At 58.2% G+C, this 14,486-nt stretch carries 13 protein-coding genes; 5 read left to right on the top strand and 8 right to left on the bottom strand.

Features of this window, described 5'->3' with window-relative positions:
- Positions 1–5 precede the first annotated feature (5 nt).
- Together L9H78_RS04645 and L9H78_RS04640 are read right to left on the bottom strand one after the other, a co-directional pair.
- Positions 6–770, bottom strand: a complete 765-nt coding sequence (locus tag L9H78_RS04645) for a uracil-DNA glycosylase (protein WP_249620627.1) — start codon at positions 768–770, stop codon at positions 6–8.
- A complete protein-coding gene (locus L9H78_RS04640; protein WP_249620626.1) occupies positions 767–1,780 on the bottom strand; it encodes a thiamine-phosphate kinase in 1,014 nt (337 codons plus the stop codon). Before L9H78_RS04640 ends, L9H78_RS04645 begins: the two co-directional genes overlap by 4 nt.
- Positions 1,781–1,821: 41 nt before the next feature.
- Between L9H78_RS04640 and L9H78_RS04635 the strand changes: the two genes are divergently transcribed.
- The gene (locus L9H78_RS04635) at positions 1,822–3,003 is read left to right on the top strand and encodes a DUF3515 domain-containing protein (protein WP_249620625.1); all 1,182 of its coding nucleotides are present in this window, start codon (positions 1,822–1,824) and stop codon (positions 3,001–3,003) included.
- Between the two features lie 51 nt (positions 3,004–3,054).
- Here the strand turns inward: L9H78_RS04635 and L9H78_RS04630 are convergent, their stop codons facing one another.
- Both L9H78_RS04630 and L9H78_RS04625 read right to left on the bottom strand, forming a co-directional pair.
- Positions 3,055–4,116: a D-alanine--D-alanine ligase family protein gene (locus tag L9H78_RS04630; RefSeq protein WP_249620624.1), complete on the bottom strand. Its 1,062-nt coding sequence runs from the start codon at positions 4,114–4,116 to the stop codon at positions 3,055–3,057.
- A gap of 49 nt (positions 4,117–4,165) precedes the next feature.
- Positions 4,166–5,158: an NAD(P)H-dependent glycerol-3-phosphate dehydrogenase gene (locus L9H78_RS04625; protein ID WP_249606469.1), complete on the bottom strand. Its 993-nt coding sequence runs from the start codon at positions 5,156–5,158 to the stop codon at positions 4,166–4,168.
- 90 nt (positions 5,159–5,248) lie between these two features.
- Here L9H78_RS04625 and L9H78_RS04620 point away from each other — a divergent pair, with 90 nt between their 5' ends.
- Positions 5,249–6,244, top strand: coding sequence for an NUDIX hydrolase (locus tag L9H78_RS04620; RefSeq protein WP_249620623.1), 996 nt, complete (start codon positions 5,249–5,251; stop codon positions 6,242–6,244).
- Here L9H78_RS04620 and leuD read toward each other — a convergent pair.
- Together leuD and leuC are read right to left on the bottom strand one after the other, a co-directional pair.
- Positions 6,241–6,831, bottom strand: coding sequence for a 3-isopropylmalate dehydratase small subunit (gene leuD, locus L9H78_RS04615; RefSeq protein WP_249620622.1), 591 nt, complete (start codon positions 6,829–6,831; stop codon positions 6,241–6,243). The genes L9H78_RS04620 and leuD overlap by 4 nt on opposite strands.
- Positions 6,832–6,862: 31 nt before the next feature.
- Complete coding sequence (gene leuC / locus L9H78_RS04610; protein ID WP_249618663.1) at positions 6,863–8,275, bottom strand: 3-isopropylmalate dehydratase large subunit; 1,413 nt, start codon at positions 8,273–8,275, stop codon at positions 6,863–6,865.
- Between the two features lie 50 nt (positions 8,276–8,325).
- On the opposite strand from leuC, the gene L9H78_RS04605 reads away from it, so the two are divergent.
- On the top strand, positions 8,326–9,027 hold the full coding sequence (locus L9H78_RS04605) for an IclR family transcriptional regulator (RefSeq protein ID WP_249620621.1): 702 nt from the start codon (positions 8,326–8,328) through the stop codon (positions 9,025–9,027).
- A gap of 33 nt (positions 9,028–9,060) precedes the next feature.
- Complete coding sequence (locus tag L9H78_RS04600; protein WP_249620620.1) at positions 9,061–10,620, top strand: cryptochrome/photolyase family protein; 1,560 nt, start codon at positions 9,061–9,063, stop codon at positions 10,618–10,620.
- Positions 10,621–10,702: 82 nt separating this feature from the next.
- Here L9H78_RS04600 and L9H78_RS04595 read toward each other — a convergent pair whose 3' ends face one another.
- The gene (locus L9H78_RS04595) at positions 10,703–12,076 is read right to left on the bottom strand and encodes an NAD-dependent succinate-semialdehyde dehydrogenase (RefSeq protein WP_249620619.1); all 1,374 of its coding nucleotides are present in this window, start codon (positions 12,074–12,076) and stop codon (positions 10,703–10,705) included.
- A gap of 232 nt (positions 12,077–12,308) precedes the next feature.
- Between L9H78_RS04595 and L9H78_RS04590 the strand changes: the two genes are divergently transcribed.
- On the top strand, positions 12,309–13,550 hold the full coding sequence (locus L9H78_RS04590; RefSeq protein WP_249620618.1) for an acetyl-CoA C-acetyltransferase: 1,242 nt from the start codon (positions 12,309–12,311) through the stop codon (positions 13,548–13,550).
- 15 nt (positions 13,551–13,565) lie between these two features.
- Here L9H78_RS04590 and L9H78_RS04585 read toward each other — a convergent pair whose 3' ends face one another.
- A complete protein-coding gene (locus L9H78_RS04585) occupies positions 13,566–14,483 on the bottom strand; it encodes a DMT family transporter (RefSeq protein WP_249618658.1) in 918 nt (305 codons plus the stop codon).
- Positions 14,484–14,486 lie beyond the last annotated feature (3 nt).

Below are 14,486 nucleotides of genomic sequence, written 5' to 3'. Positions count from 1 at the left end.
CAATCTTATAATTGCCAATCAATTGGCTGGCAGCCTTGGTCTGTCAGGTACTGGTTGGCGCGGCTAAACGGACGGGAGCCGAAAAAGCCGCGGCGTGCCGAAAGTGGTGACGGGTGTGGGCTGGTAATCACTGGGCAGTCGAGGAATTTCTCGCATTCCTGGGCTTGTTTGCCCCACAGAATGGCCACCAAGTTTTCTGCCGGTAGGGCACGCAAGATGGCTTCAGTCACGGCCTCCCAACCTTGCTTGCGGTGTGAGCCCGCTTGGCCCGGCGTGACGGTAAGCACCCGGTTGAGTAGCAGCACGCCTTGCTCGTGCCAGGGGCGTAGGTCGCCGTCGGCGGTAACAGCATGCCCGGTATCGGCGGCGAGTTCTTGGTAAATATTCGCCAGTGAGCGCGGCGGGGCTCCGGTGGCTGCCGGGTGGGTGGAAAACGACAGTCCCATGGCGTGGCCGGGTGTTGGGTAGGGGTCTTGGCCGACGATAAGCACACGGACCTTGTCCAACGGTAGAGACAGCGCACGGAAGACGTCGTCTTCTGCTGGCAGGTAGTCGCCTTGGCTGGCATAGCTCATGGCGGCGACGATCTCGTCGCTCACGGTGGCCAGTACTGGGTACCAGGACTTGTCGACGCGATTGAGCAGGCCGGGCCAAGCGGAGAGTTTCTGGGCAAGCTCGGCGGCTGCTTGGTTATTTGCGGTTTCTAGGTTATTTGCGCCTGCTTGGTTACCCGTGCTGTCGTGGTTAGCTGCAAGTTCAGTATCGGTCATTGGAAAGACTCCCATCCTTGGTTGGCTGCGCTGAGTTGGATTGGTGTGGCATCCATACAGACATTGTGCTGCGCGGATTTCGTCCCGGCGGTGATATCACCGATGCGCCGGAAGCCAGACGGCGCGGATTTCGCGGTGGTTGCAAGCAGAGTATGGTCTTCGCCCCCACCGAGTACCCAATCCCAGGGGTCAATGCCGAGCACCTCGCCAGCGTGGACGAGCAAGTCATCCGGGGTGAGCGCGGCAGAGTCCAGATCGATGCCTACCCCAGAACGCTGGCACAACAACTGCAGTTCGCGGAGCAACCCATCCGAGTTATCCGTCATCGCCGAAGCCCCAGCGGCACGGGCGATCATCCCACGGTTGGGGCTGAGCCACGGCGCGCAGTGGGCGTCGACAAGCGAAGTCAGCTCGCGGGGAATATCCGCCCGGCCAAAGCGCTCCAGCAACGCCAGCCCGGCGGCCGACCACCCCAGACGACCATGGGCAACCAGCTGCTGCCCGGCGCGCGCCCGGTCCAAAGTCAGCGGGCTACGGGAACCGCCCAACGAACCCACAGCGGTAATCGTGACGATGAGCTGGTTCGACTTGGTGACATCACCACCGACCAACTCAGCAGTGTACCGGCGGGCCCGGGTGCCAATGCCTGCAGCAATACCCCGCACGACCTCCAGCGGGGTCTCCGGCGGGGCAGACAGCGACAACAACGCCGCAGTCGGGCGCGCACCCATGGCCTCAATATCGGCGAAATTTTGCAGGATGGCTTTCTGCCCCACCTCTTCCGGGCTAGACCAATCCAGACGGAAATGTCGGTCTTCCACCAAGGTGTCGGTGGCGACTACCGTGCGCGAGTTGGGTTGGCCCGGAAATAGCACCGCGGCATCGTCGCCGTTAATCACTGACGGCGCAGCATCGGTAATAGCCTGGATGACCTCACGCTCGCTGACTTCGCCGAGGGTACGGCGAGTTGACTGGGTTGGCTGGGCTGGCTGGGTTGGCTTATCGCTCACTCATAGCCTTTCATTCGATGCTGTTCGTTAGACTTTCGATTATGACTGCAGATCCCACCAACAATGCAGATAGCGCAGATGGCGCTTCACCAGACAACGAGCTGGCAGCTACCGACCCGGTGGAAGGCATCGGCCGCGCCCCCATTTACACCTCGCTGGGCTTATCACTAGGCCTGGTCGCGGTGGTATTAGCGGGTGCGCGCATCATTGGTGGTGGTGCCCCGACGGTGACACTATCGGATTTGCCCGCCGAACACGCAGATTCTGCCGAATGCCAACAGCTTATCGACTCGCTTCCCGACGAAGTCGCTGACCTCCCACGCGCAGAAATCGCTGAGCCAGCCCCCGCCGGTGTGGCCGCCTGGGCCGCCGGAAGTTCTGGTGCTGGCGGAAACTACCGCGACCAAGTAAGCCTGCGGTGTGGCGTGGACACTCCGTTCCAATACAGCGAATATTCACACACGCAGGTGGTTGCAGCCGACGGCGCTAGCTCTAGTGATAACGCAAGCGACAGCTCTAGTGACGGTAATACAGCAACCGAATGGCTCGAGGTACAAGACCAAACCCCAGGTTCAACATTAACCACCTGGTATTCCACCAACCGCTTTCCGACGGTCGCGGTCACCGTTGACCGTGCGGGTAATGGCACTGCCGGAAATGACGGTGCAGGTGACGACGGTGCAGACGATGGCGCTGGCGGAAATGCTAAGGCGCCGGATAGCGCGGCGGCAACCACCCGCGAGGCCCACAAAGCCATCGCGCAATTGACTGGGGCAACAGAGGCCTTAGAACTTCGCAAGCACCAACCGCACCCGGCGCCGTTGTCTGAACTCGCCTCCGGCACGCCGGAAGACCTGGCTGCCTGCCAGTCACTGATCAGCGCCGCGCAAGATGGTTTCACCCCGGCGGAAGGCTACGAACTGTACGACGGCACCGCCAAAGACACCATCGCCTGGACGCACCCGGGCTACGAGCCGATCGTGCTGCGCTGCGGCATCGCCGACCCCGACGTTCCTCTCGGCGAGCGTTTGCAGCAAATCAACGAGGTGCCGTGGTTTGAAGACACCGTGCTTGCCGACGGCACTACTGCCTCCACCTGGTACCCGTTGGGCCGGGAAGTTGCGGTAGCGGTATCGACGCCGCAGGCGGCTGCGCAAGAATCACTCTCACGCATCACTGAGCTGCTGAAACAACACACTGCGGCCGCCCCCAATGCCGGTTAGCGCGCCGGGCCGACCTAGCTGGCTGCTAGCGCGCCAGCGTGGTTTGGGTCGCTAGCGCGACAGCGCCGTCTGGATCATGGTATCCAGCAGCTCCGGGTAGGCAACACCGCTGGCCTGGAATACCTGCGGGTACATCGAAATCGGCGTAAAACCTGGCATGGTGTTGATCTCGTTGATCACCGGGCCGGATGCGGTAACGAAGAAATCCACCCGTGCCAGTCCCTGGCAATCAAGTGCCCGGAATGCGGCCTGCGCCATGTCCTGCAGCTGGCCGGTAACCTCATCGTCATACGGGGCCGGAATGGTCGGGGTGACAACGTCGGCAAGATACTTAGTTTCAAAACCGTAAAAGCCCTCTTCGCTGGCAGCAATATTGTTCAGCTTCGCCGGCACCGATGCCACGATGCGACCGTCTGGGTACTGCAAAACGCCGACCTCAACCTCGTCACCAACGATCTCGGTTTCCACGATCGCTTTGCCCGCCACATCCGCATCGCGCGCGGCATCCAGAGCCGCCGGGAAATCTTTCCAATCAGTGACCTTGGAAACCCCAATCGAGGAGCCACCGCGGGCCGGTTTCACAAACACCGGCAGGCCCAAGCGCTGCTTGTCGTCGTCGGCAAGCACTTCGCCTGCCCCAACGACTGCCTCAGGTGTGACCGGCAACTGCTCGGCAACCAGCAGCTTTTTCGTGTACTCCTTGTCCATGCTCGCCGCCGAAGACAACACACCGGTGCCCACATACGGAATATCGGCTAATTCCAGCATGCCCTGGATGGTGCCGTCCTCGCCGAACGGGCCATGGAGGACAGGAAAAACCACATCGAACTCTGCATGCACTTTACCGGTGGTGAGATTGTGCAGCACCCGACGCTGCGGGTTCAGCGATAATGCAAGCTCGTCGCGCAGCGTAACTTCCGGCAACTGGCCATCGACAATTTTTAAGCCCTGCTCGCCTACCGTGAACACACCGTCTTTAGTGATGCCGACAGGAATGACCTCATAACGGTCCCGGTCCAAGTGAGCCATGACCGCCGAAGCGGATACGCAAGAAACCGAATGCTCGGTGCTCCGGCCACCATAAAATACTGCCACGCGCGTCTTGTTTGTCATGCGCGTCATGCTACCACCGGCACATCGCGTTTCTGCGGCTTATCCCGGTCTACTCGGACTTTTTCGACCGCCCCATCAGCGAAACCATCATGTCGGATACGGCCAGATCCTTATGGCACACCGAATACACCGCCTGGGTCAGCGGCATATCGACGTTATGGTCCTGCGCGAGCTGGAAAATCGAATTCGACGAAATCACGCCTTCCGCCACCTGGCCTTTCGTTGCGGCTTTCGCCTGCGCCAAGCTATCTCCCAAACCTAGCCGCTTACCGAAGGTACGGTTGCGGGACAGCTCCGAGTTACACGTAGCCACCAGATCACCCAAACCGGCCAGGCCCGCGAAGGTGCGCTCGTCGGCGCCCAGGGCGTTGCCCAAGCGGGTAATTTCTGCCAACCCGCGGGTGATCAGCGTGGCCTGGGTATTTTCCCCCAGACTCAACCCGGTGGCCATGCCGCAGGCCAGCGCGATGACGTTTTTACAGGCCCCACCGAGCTCACAGCCGATGACATCGGTATTGGTATACGGGCGGATATAGTGATTCGCCACCGCGGCCTGCACCAGCTTCGCGCGGTTTTCATCCACGCACGCGATCACGGTAGCCGCGGGCTGTTCCAAAGCAACCTCGCGCGCCAGATTCGGCCCCGATAAAACAGCGACGCGGTCTTGTTCGATACCGGCTTCCACGATGACTTCCGTCATGCGCTTCAACGTGCCGCGCTCAATGCCCTTCGAAATCGACAGCACCGTGGCATCGCTGGGAATCAGCGGCGCCCAGGCGCCGATATTATCGCGCAGAGTTTGCGAGGGCACGCCACACACCACGATTTCCGCACCGCCCAGTGCAGCCGCGATATCCGTGGTGACTTCCAGGGCGTCGGGAAGCGTAATGCCCGGCAAATAATCCGGGTTTTCCCGGGTGTTGCTAATGGTTTCTGCCAGCTCTTGCCGCCGCGCCCACAAGCAGACGTTATTTCCGGCATCGGCGAAAACTTTTGCCAGCGTGGTACCCCACGAACCAGCTCCCATGACCGCGACCCTCATTGCGCCTCCTTGAAATACATCCCCACCAGCCTACCGGGTGGACGTGAGCTGGTTATGCAAAATGCGGTGATTTTCGGAAAAATAGACAGCATGGTGAAAAAATCCCAGATGAGCGAAGCCGATAAAGATAACCAAAGCGGATTTAACCTCTCCGCCCGTTATCACCAAATCGGGAAAAATCCAGGTGCCGACTACCCTAAGCCGACGCTGGCAGCTGGTGCCGTGCTGTGGCGCCGCGGTGAAAATGGTGCCTGGGAAGTCGCGGTGATTCACCGCCCGCGGTACGACGACTGGTCACTGGCGAAAGGCAAGGTTGACCCTGGCGAATCACTGGCCAGCTGCTGCGTGCGCGAAATCGCCGAGGAAACCGGTTATCAAGTCCAGCTCGGCTCACTACTGGGATCAGTCAACTACCCCGTGCAAGGACGCACGAAGGTGGTTTTTTACTGGAACGCGAATATCACCGGCGGAAAATTCCAGAAAAATGAGGAAGTCAACAAACTGCGCTGGCTCAGCGTAGACGAGGCGCACGAGAAACTCACCTACGACACCGACCGGCGGGTCTTGGAACAAGCAGCCATCCGGCATGACGACGCCGTCGACACGCGCGTACTGTATGTGCGCCACGCCAAAGCACATGACCGCAAAACCTGGAGCGGTGACGACAATCTGCGCCCGCTGCATAAAAAAGGGCGTCGGCAAGCAGAATTTCTGGTGCCCATGCTGAGTGCGTACAAGCCGACCGCGCTGTATTCCGCAGAACCCGCGCGCTGCCAATCCACCATTGCCCCATTGTCCGACGCACTAAGCCTGCCGGTCACCACCGAGCAGATTGTGGGGGATGCCGGACTGGATGATCTTGCTGCGGCAACCGCGCGATTCCGGGAGATTGCTACCGGCGGTGGGGTCCCGGTCATCGTCTCACAAGGCGGGATGATGCCGGAGATCATCGAGACGCTAGCGGCTGAGGCCGACTTTGACATCGAACCGCGGGAATTTAAAAAAGCCGGCACCTGGGTGCTCGCGCTGCGCGAAGGCAAGCTCGTCGGTGCCGACTATCTGGCCTCGCCACTGCCAGTGCGCTAGCTACGAACCTGTGGCTTGAAGTTTGGACGGCGCGATTCGAAATCACTAATCGCGTCGTCATTTTTTAATGTCAGCCCGATATCATCCAAGCCTTCTCGCAAGCGCCAGGCCGTGTAATCGTCGATTTCAAACGGATAGACATTCCCGCCGACGTTCACGGAACGCGATTCCAAGTCGACCGTCGCCTCAGTGCCTGGTTCTGCTTCCAGCTGCTTCCAAATGAGCTCGATATCGGACTGTTCCATAATGCCCGCCAACAGGCCGGCCTTACCGGCATTACCGCGGAAAATATCGGCGAATCGGGGCGAAAAGACTGCGCGGAAGCCGTAATCTCCCAGCGCCCAGACCGCGTGTTCACGAGAGGATCCGGTGCCGAAATCCGGGCCGACGAACAGCACGGATCCATTACGGAACTCTTCGCGGTTGAGCACGAAGTCATCGTTTTTACGCCAGTTGGCAAACAGACCGTCCTCAAACCCCGTGCGCGAGACGCGCTTGAGGTAGACCGCGGGAATGATCTGATCGGTATCAACGTTGGAATACGGCAGTGGCACACCAACGCCGGTGTGTGTGGTGAACTTTTCCATGGGTTGTGCTCCTCTTTGTCCTAGCTAGCTTTTACAGATCTGCCGGGCTGGCCAGGGTGCCTTTGATTGCGGTAGCAGCGGCTACGGCTGGCGAGACCAAGTGGGTGCGTCCGCCGGGGCCTTGACGACCTTCGAAGTTGCGGTTTGACGTCGACGCCGAACGCTCGCCTGGGCGCAGTTGATCCGGGTTCATCCCCAGGCACATCGAACAACCCGCGGTGCGCCATTCCGCACCAAAGTCGATAAAGATTTTGTCCAAACCTTCTTCTTCGGCTTGCTGTTTCACCCACGCCGAGGACGGCACCACCATCATGCGGGTGTCCGCGGCCAACTTGTGTCCGCGAACAACCTCGGCGGCAGCTCGCAGGTCTTCGATGCGCGCGTTGGTGCAGGAGCCCAAGAAAACGGTGTCAATCTTGATATCACGCAGCGGGGTACCTGGTTGCAGATCCATGTAAGCCAGGGCTTTTTCTGTAGCAGCGCGGTCGCTGTCGTCGGTGCAGTCTTCCGGGTTCGGCACCACCGCGTCTAGTGGCAAGCCTTGACCAGGGTTGGTTCCCCAGGTGACGAATGGACGCAGCGCAGAGCCGTCGATCTCCACAACAGTGTCGAACTCAGCACCCTCATCCGTCGGCAAGGTCTTCCAATATGCGACAGCTTCGTCGAAGTTTTCTGGGGCGAATTCGCGCCCACGCACGTATTCAAAGGTCTTTTCATCCGGCGCGACCATGCCTGCACGCGCACCGGCCTCGATGGACATATTGCAGATGGTCATGCGCGCTTCCATCGAAAGCTTCTCGATAGCCTCGCCACGATATTCAATGATGTGGCCTTGCCCGCCGCCGGTGCCGATCTTCGCGATGATCGCCAGGATTAGGTCCTTAGCCGTTACGTCTGGCTGCAGTTCGCCGCTGACCTCAATGGCCATGGTTTTGAAAGGCTTCAGCGATAAAGTCTGCGTGGCCATGACATGCTCTACCTCAGAGGTACCAATACCCATCGCAATCGAACCGAATGCTCCGTGGGTAGAAGTGTGCGAATCACCACAGACGATAGTCATGCCTGGCTGCGTGATCCCGAGCTGCGGACCGACAGTATGGACAATGCCCTGCTGCTTATCCCCCATGGAATGCAGACGGATACCGAATTCTTCGCAGTTTTTGCGCAGTGTGCCCACCTGCGTGCGGGAGGTTTCTTCTTTAATCTCCAGCAGGTTACCTTTGGTAATGCCTTCGGTCGGGACGTTATGATCCTCCGTAGCCAAATGCAGCTCCGGGTGCCGCATGGTTCGGCCATTCATCCGCAGTCCGTCAAAGGCCTGCGGGCTAGTAACCTCGTGTAGCAGCTGAAAGTCGATATAAATCAGGTCTGGTTTGCCGTCTTCTCCTTGAACGACAACGTGATCGCGCCATACTTTTTCAGCCAGAGTGAGTTTTTCTGTCATGGTTTCCACCTCACTTGTTCTCCCACATGTTAGGAAGATAGTATCACGGTATGGGACGGTATAGTGAAATCTCGGGAATCAAGGTGCTCGATCGCGCGATTGCGATTATGAAAGCCACCGCGACAACCCCCATGAACCTCTCCGAACTGTGCGCTGATACCGGCATTCCTCGTGCTACCGCACACCGTCTGGCCAGCGCACTGGAAATGCACCGGATTTTGGCGCGCCGGGCCGACGGCCGCTGGGGTGCGGGCCCGGAACTTCCCGGATCCCAGGACAAACTGGTGGCCACAGCTACCCCATTTATGGAAAAACTGATGGAATCAACTGGCGAATCCGTGCAGCTTTACCAGCGCCGCGGCGACGAGCGCATCTGTATCGCCGCCTGCGAACCAGCTTCCGGCCTGCACAACGTGGTGCCGGTAGGTTCAACACTGACTTTGAATTCAGGTTCAGCCGCCCGAGTCCTGCTTGCCGCCATCACCGACACTGTCGAACGCGACCGGATTCTACACACCGCTTCCTACACACTTGCCGACGTCACCGATGCCGTCGAACGTGGCTGGTCAGAATCCATCGGTGAACGCGAACCAGGCTTAGCCAGCATCTCCGCACCAGTACATGATGGCGCCAATACTGTGGTCGCAGTACTGTCCATTTCCGGACCAATCGAACGCATGCACCCCAGCCCTAGCGAGTGCTACGCAGGCATTATCCAACAAACCGCACGGGAACTCAGCGCACAATTATAGATTTGCAATGGTTGAAGATTAGGTGTTGCACGCATGCCAAGTGAAAAAGACACTCCACAGCCAGCACTGATGTGGTTTCGGGATGACCTCCGGTTGCACGATAACGCGGCGCTCGTTTGGGCTGCGAAGCAAGGCCCAGTAATTGCCGTTGTTATCGATGAAGATGCGACTGTAACAGGAGCCCGGGCACTAGGCGCAGCCACGCGTTGGTGGTGGCAACGCAGCGTGCACCAGCTGCACAAGCGTTTGGCTGCCCACGGTGTTCCGCTGCTGTATTACCAGGGCGATCCGCGTGCGATCATTCCTGCCGTCGTCGAGGAGTTCGCGGTATCCGCAGTGGGCTGGTCACGGCGCTATCACAAGCCTTTGCGCGAACTGGATGCAGAGCTTAAGCACCTACTGCAAGAAAAAGGCGTGGCTGCGAAAAGTTTTCCCGGACACTTATTAACCGAGCCGTGGGAAGTGCAGACACAACAAGGCAAGCAATATAAGGTCTACACCCCATTTGCGAAAACCGCCCGCGAAGTTGCAGAAGATAATGTTGCCAGCTACCTCAACACTGGCAATGATCAAGCCCCTTCGCCAACAAGTCATGATGAACTAGGCCCAATTGGGCTCGCAGGCCCCGGGGCAGATTTGGCGTCCGCACACCCGCTACCTGATTGGGACGAAGCCGACTGGACGTATTCCTTAGCCCAACACTGGAGCCCTGGAGAAAACTCAGCCTGGAAGGTCGCCGAAGGGTTTCTGGACCAATTAACTGCGGCTGCGCGGAAACAAGCGCCACACTATGCTGCTGATCGTGACCGTTTGGATAAGCAGGCGACTTCCCGACTCTCACCGTATTTACGCTTTGGCGAAATCAGCATCCACCGCCTGTGGGCAATGATCACCGAAGCGAATGATACTGGGCGCATTGCTGGTGAGGACGCGTCTGCATTCCTGAGTGAATTATTGTGGCGCGATTTCGCCTGGCACCGGCTCTACCACTTACCGGATCTGCACCGACGCAACGTGCGGGAACAGTTCGACCATTTCGATTGGCACTGGGACGAAAATGAAGCCCGACGCATAGCGAGCACGCGCCGGGATCCGCGTTGGCCAGAAACCGAGAAAGACATTCCAGAGATCGCCACAGCCGACGATTTTCGCAGCGTGTTTTCGGCATGGCGGGCGGGAAAAACGGGCGTTGCGGTAGTAGATGCCGGGATACGCGAATTATGGGCAACCGGCACCATGCATAACCGGGTGCGCATGGTGGTGGCCAGTTTTTTGACGAAAAACCTCGGCATACACTGGCGCCACGGCGAAGCGTGGTTCTGGGACACCCTGGTCGATGCTGACCCAGCATCGAATCCATTCAACTGGCAGTGGGCTGCAGGTTGTGGCGATGACGCTGCACCATATTTCCGGATTTTCAACCCTGATACTCAGGCCAAGCGTTTCGACCCCGATTACCGTTATATCCAGCACTGGGTTCCGGAGTACGCGACTCCGATATATCCGCAGCCGGTGGTAGATCTAAAAGCATCTCGTCGCCAAGCCTTAGCCGCCTACGAAGAGATGAAAAACTTCCACCCGCGGCCCGAATAAACGGACCGCGGGTGGGGAAACAAGAGACTTGTTAGTCAGTCACTTGTGTGCTTGTGCCAAGCACTTCTTAGTCGTTCGCTTCTTAGTCGTTGACGTAGAACGACTGCTTGTTCACGAACTCATCAAGCGCCAGCACGGAAAGCTCACGACCGAAGCCGGAGTTCTTCACACCACCAAATGGCAGCACTGGCGTCATGGCCTGTGGCAGGTTGACGTGGATCATGCCGGACTCGATCTTGTCGGCAACCTTCTTGGCACGTTCTTTGTCTTCCGAGAAGACTGCGCCGCCCAAACCATAGTTCGAGTTGTTAGCCAGCTCGATGGCTTCTTCTTCCGAGCTCACCGAGTAGATCTCAGCAACTGGGCCGAAGAATTCGTCGTAGTAGGACTCGGAACCAACTGGTACGTCGGTCAGCACAGCCGGGCTGTAGTACGCAGCGGACTCGTGCAATTCGCCGCCGGTGTGCAGCGTGGCGCCTTCCTGTACCGCACGCTGTACCTGGTCGTTAAGCTTCTCCGCAGCATCACGGGAAGACAGTGGGTAGAACTCGCCCTCGTTCGGGTTGAGTGGATCACCAGGCTTGTAGGATTTTGCGATACGCACCATCTCGTCCACGAACTCGTCGTAGATATCATCCATGACGATGATGCGCTTGTTCGAGGTGCACGCCTGACCAGTGTTATCGATGCGCTTGTCCCAAGCGACCTTCGCTGCGTCCTTGACATCGTTCGTATCCAGCACGATGTATGGGTCAGTACCGCCCAACTCAAGCACGCACTTCTTCAGTGCTTTACCTGCTTGTGAAGCAACCGCGGCACCTGCGCGCTCGGAACCAGTCAAGGAAACGCCCTGAATGCGCTTATCAGCGATGATCGTGGAGATCTGGTCGTGATTAGCATAAACGTTATTGAAAACGCCTTCTGGTAGACCAGCCTCGAGGAAGATCTTCTCAAAAGCTGCCGAGGACTTCGGGCAGATCTCGGCGTGCTTCAAAATAATGCCATTGCCGTTCATCAAGTTCGGGCCAGCAAAGCGAGCAACCTGGTAGTACGGGTAGTTCCACGGCATGATGCCCAGCAGAACACCGAGTGGCAGACGACGCATCACTGCCTTACCGCCAGGAACCTCAATTGGCATATCAGCGGAGTACTCTTCTGCACGATCCGCGTAAAACGCCAGAATATTAGCGGAGAACTCAACCTCGCCTTCCAGCTCTGGGATCTGTTTACCCATTTCTTCTGCAGCGATCTTTGCTAGCTCGGTTTTACGCTCACGCAGCAAATCCGCGGCCTTGTTAACAATCTTGGCGCGCTCTGCGAAACTGGTGTTGCGCCAAGTCTGGAATGCCTCATGAGCCTTGCTCAAAACATCCTGGATTTCCTGGTCTGTCGCCGTATCAAATGATTCGACAACCTCGTTCGTGGCCGGGTTTTGTACGCGATATGGAATGGACATTTGCTACTACTTCCTCCGATTACTCGGGTACGTATAGACGAACCATTTATCATTAATCAACCTATAAGGATCGATTGTGCCAACCGAGGATACACAAAAACCGAATCACCATCAGAGCACGAAAAATCCAATACGCCCTCAGCGAAGACAACTCGCCAGACCTACCAGCGTCCCACGACTGTGAAACCCACTAGCTTCTATTGAGAAACTTCTGATGAGAAAGGAGCCTTCAATGGCTACCCCACACCGCGCTGACCAGGCGCTTCCCACCATCGTCATCTGCCACCCTAAACGCACACCAGTGGGTCGTTACGGTGGCGCTCTGAAAAACGTATCTGCAGAAGATCTCGCCAGCACCGTCGTAACGGCAGTCATGAAAGATTCTGGGCTGGACCCCGCAGCAATAGATGATCTGATTCTTGGGCAAGCCTCCCCCAGCAGCGCGGCACCAGCATTAGGCCGCATTGTCGCCCTTAATTCTGGATTAGGCGAACGCGTGCCCGGCATGCAATTGGATCGGCGATGTGGTTCCGGACTGCAAGCAATTACTACCGCCGCGGCACATATCGCTGCTGGCGCGGCTGATCTCATCATCGCCGGCGGCGCAGAATCCATGTCCCAAACGGAATACGCAGTAGACGGATCAATCCGCTGGGGAGTCAAAGGCGGGGCGATGGAACTGCACGATCGACTCACACAAGGCCGCGAACAAGCTGGCGGTAAAAACCACCCGATTCCGGGCGGAATGATTGAAACCGCAGAAAACCTACGCCGAGAATTCTCCATTCCACGAGACAAACAAGACAAGCTTGCTGTCAGCTCCCACCAGCGTGCCGCGAATGCACAACAACAAGGATTCTTCGACGCAGAAATCGTGCCAGTACGTATTCCACAGCGGAAAAGCGACGACATCATCGTCGACAAGGATGAACACATCCGTCCAGAAACCAGCATGGACTCCATGCAAAAGCTGCGTGCGGTCCGTTCCAAACTGGACGACGACGCCACAGTAACCGCGGGCAATGCCTCCGGCCAAAACGATGGCGCCGCCGCGATGATCGTAACCACCGAGGAAAATGCCGAAAAGCTAGGCCTAACCCCCGCCGTCAAACTTGTCGGCTGGGCCGTGGCCGGGGTAGCCCCGGAAACGATGGGTATTGGCCCTGTGGCCGCCGTCGACAAGCTGTTTCAACGCCTGCAGCTCAGCTTTGACGATATCGACCTGATTGAACTCAACGAAGCTTTCGCCGCACAAGCTCTAGCGTGTCTACATGAATGGGGCATCGACGCCGACGATCCGCGTTTAAACCCTTCTGGTTCTGGTATCTCTCTAGGGCACCCGGTTGGCGCCACCGGAGCTCGCATGATGGTCACTGCTGCCCACTACATGCACCGCACCAACGCACAGCGCGGGTTGATCACCATGTGTATCGGAGGCGGCCAAGGCCTGGCAGCGGTGATCGAAAAGGTCTAAACTTCCCTACCCCGGCTACACCATCCGCACCAGTACAACACCGAGGAAAATCCCCACCAGCCCACTGACCCGGCGAACGGTCAGCGGGCGCTTTGTCGCCCCAATCCAACCGCGTGATTCCAAAAGCTGGCCTGCCGTAATAGTTCCTGACAACGCCGCAATCACCATCAACCCGGTACCCAAAATTGGGGCAAACAACGCTCCCCCGACAACGAAAAACGCGCCCAGAACACCGCCGAGCCATTTCCACCACGGCCCTACCGGAATCGGGCGGAAAACCCGAGAGCGACCAGGCAACACAAGGCTGAGAATAAACAACACCGCAACACCAACCGCAAGTGACAGCAAACCGGCGTGAATTGGTGCCCCAATAACCGCCCCCAAACGCCCATTAACGGCAGTTTGCGTAGCAGACCCCATGCCGATCGCGATGCCAAACCCGCGCCAGGCCCAAGCAGCCACGCCTTGTGCCCTCCCCTCCCACAGGCGACCACGGCCGATATCAAGCACCACCGCGGTAGCAACCAGAACAATGAGCGCTCCGAACAGGCGCAACGGGGAAATCGGCAACACATCATAGCCAAACAGGCCAAAGTGATCGACAAGCAAGCCCATCAACATCTGACCAACGATTGGCATGATGACGGTATGCACACTGCCGATCTGCGGGAATAACAAAATATTGCCGACGATAAACGCCACCCCTAGCGGACCGCCCAAAAACAACCACAGCGGGGCGTCGGCAAGCAAAGCGAAATCCGGTAGCGGCTGGCCAGTCAGCAACCACGCGACTGGCAACAGCGTGGTGGTGCCGATAAGAAAAGAGTAGAGCGCCGTAACGACGGGGTCTCGCACGTCGGCACGCAAGCGCGTATTAACAGCAGTTTGTACTGGGACGATTGCGCCTACGCCAATGGCTCCGGGAACTAACACCCG

It is taken from the genome of Corynebacterium pseudodiphtheriticum (genome assembly GCF_023509295.1).
In the GTDB taxonomy this organism is placed as follows: domain Bacteria; phylum Actinomycetota; class Actinomycetes; order Mycobacteriales; family Mycobacteriaceae; genus Corynebacterium; species Corynebacterium pseudodiphtheriticum.
This window is presented reverse-complemented; position numbering and strand designations above follow the sequence as displayed.

Coding starts and splice junctions, on each gene's coding strand:
- L9H78_RS04600 (WP_249620620.1), top strand. CDS start 9,061: ATGCCAAGTGAAAAAGACACTCCACAGCCAGCACTGATGTGGTTTCGG.
- L9H78_RS04645 (WP_249620627.1), bottom strand. CDS start 770: ATGACCGATACTGAACTTGCAGCTAACCACGACAGCACGGGTAACCAA.
- leuC (WP_249618663.1), bottom strand. CDS start 8,275: ATGACAGAAAAACTCACTCTGGCTGAAAAAGTATGGCGCGATCACGTT.
- L9H78_RS04595 (WP_249620619.1), bottom strand. CDS start 12,076: ATGTCCATTCCATATCGCGTACAAAACCCGGCCACGAACGAGGTTGTC.
- L9H78_RS04630 (WP_249620624.1), bottom strand. CDS start 4,116: ATGACAAACAAGACGCGCGTGGCAGTATTTTATGGTGGCCGGAGCACC.
- L9H78_RS04605 (WP_249620621.1), top strand. CDS start 8,326: ATGGGACGGTATAGTGAAATCTCGGGAATCAAGGTGCTCGATCGCGCG.
- L9H78_RS04620 (WP_249620623.1), top strand. CDS start 5,249: ATGGTGAAAAAATCCCAGATGAGCGAAGCCGATAAAGATAACCAAAGC.
- L9H78_RS04590 (WP_249620618.1), top strand. CDS start 12,309: ATGGCTACCCCACACCGCGCTGACCAGGCGCTTCCCACCATCGTCATC.
- L9H78_RS04635 (WP_249620625.1), top strand. CDS start 1,822: ATGACTGCAGATCCCACCAACAATGCAGATAGCGCAGATGGCGCTTCA.
- leuD (WP_249620622.1), bottom strand. CDS start 6,831: ATGGAAAAGTTCACCACACACACCGGCGTTGGTGTGCCACTGCCGTAT.
- L9H78_RS04625 (WP_249606469.1), bottom strand. CDS start 5,158: ATGAGGGTCGCGGTCATGGGAGCTGGTTCGTGGGGTACCACGCTGGCA.